Source organism: Nocardiopsis lucentensis DSM 44048 (assembly GCF_000341125.1).
Taxonomy (GTDB): Bacteria; Actinomycetota; Actinomycetes; order Streptosporangiales; family Streptosporangiaceae; genus Nocardiopsis; species Nocardiopsis lucentensis.
The window spans coordinates 1-1,705 of record NZ_ANBC01000136.1 but is presented as its reverse complement, the minus strand read 5'-3'; the positions used below and the strand labels follow the sequence as shown (position 1 = coordinate 1,705).

Annotated in this window: 1 protein-coding gene and 1 pseudogene; both read right to left on the bottom strand. The window is 71.2% G+C overall.

Annotated features, from left to right (window positions below; all coding sequences use genetic code 11):
• Window positions 1-757 (bottom strand): class I SAM-dependent methyltransferase (locus D471_RS0104370; RefSeq protein ID WP_017597501.1); only part of this gene is annotated, 757 nt, incomplete at its 3' end.
• Window positions 754-1,705: pseudogene (locus D471_RS32975) on the bottom strand (radical SAM protein); the annotation flags it as partial. The pseudogene D471_RS32975 and the gene D471_RS0104370, both read right to left, overlap by 4 nt.

The window sequence follows — 1,705 nt, the reverse complement described above, 5'->3', positions numbered from 1 at the left end:
CCCGCCGAGCGGCCGTCAGGTAGGGGGCGAGCGCGTCGGCGTCGACTCCCACCTCCGCGAGACGCGCGGGCGCGGTCATGGAGAGCAGCCGTATCCGGGCGTCGATCCGGTCGATCATGCGCACCAGGGCCCCGTCGTGGGGCTCCGCCCGAAGGAGGCGCAGTCCGGCCGCACGCAGTAGTTCGGCGTACGCGTCGGCGGGTAGGGCGTCGGCGACACAGGCCACCCATCCGGCGATCCCCGCCAGCTCGTCGGGAAGTCCGCCGCCGGCCACCGTGACGTCGGTGATCCCGACCCTGCCGCCCGGGCGCAGCACGCGCGCGAACTCCGCGGCCGCGGCGGGCTTGTCGGGGAACGTGCACAGGGCGCACTCACACACGAGGGCGTCGTAGACGGCTTCGGGAACCGGGAGCCGCTCGGCGTCGCCCTCCCGGAAGCGGACCCGGTCAGCGAGTGCTGACTCCTTGGTCGCCTTCCGGGCCGCTTCGACGGTGGCCGCGCCGAGGTCGACGCCGTCCACCCGCACGTCGTGTTCCAGGGCGAGCAGGCGGGCGGTGGTGCCACGGCCACAGGCGACGTCGAGCACCCGGGAGCCGGCGGTGAGGGTGAGGTGGTCGGCGAGACGTCGGGTGAGGGTGAGGCCCCCGGGGTGGTAGGAGTCCCCGAGTAGCAGGGTCACGGCGTCGCTGCCGTAGGCCGTGGCGCAGCAGGACTTCACCGTCTCGGGGTCGGGGACGGGCAGCGATCGGTCGGTCATGACTCCTCCACCGCGCGTTGTCCGACGTTGGTGTGGTCGGGGGCGACGCCCGGTTCGCCGTCCGCTGCGGGACTGCCCTTCGTGCGGGCGATGCGGGACCCGTAGGGCGACTCCACGGTGATGTCGGCCAGTGGGCGGGCGTTGGGGACGACGTCGGCGACCTCGACACCGGACATCCGTGCGCGCACCTGTTCGCGGTATCCCACCGAGTTGTAGGCGCAGAAGGGGATGATGCGCCCGTCCGGGGTGATCTCCTCCACGCAGCACTTCATGAGCTGCTTGACGTTGAGGGTGTAGGGGTCCAGGAAGTCCTGGACGACGATCATGAACACCTTGTCGCCCAGGTCCTTGGCCGCCTGCGGCAGGTCGATGCCGCAGGCCGCGCACTCGGCGTTGGCGGTGGCCGCGGCCAGGCCCTCCATGGTGTCGGGGGCGTTCATGAACGCCGAGGCGCTCCACAGTCGTTCCAGGGAGGCGCGCAGTTCGGGGTCGGGCAGGACGCGGTTGCTGACGTAGTCGAGGTGGTCGTCCACGTCGATCAGGCGCGGCAGGGGGACGACGTCGGTCCGGTCCTCCTTGCGGTCCACGAGCAGGTAGGTGACCGATCGGCAGGTGGGGAAGCAGCAGGGGACGGGCACGAAGTCCCCGGGACGGAACCAGTCGGGCCGCTGCTCGGTGATCATCTCCATGACGTCGGAGTTGGTCAGCCGGGTGAGCGGGTCGAACTCCACGTGACGGCCGGAGTGGGTGACCGGTTGGAACGTGACGGCGTGGACGGCCGGGTGGTCGATGCCGAACCCGATGATGTCGCCGAGTTCGTGGTCGTTGAGGTCGCGTTCGATCGCCGCGACCAGGGTGACGGTCAGCCCGACCTCGGCGCAGTTGTCCAGGGCGCGCTTCTTGAGTTCGCGCAGGTCCGTGCCGCGGATGGCGCGATGGGTGGCCTCG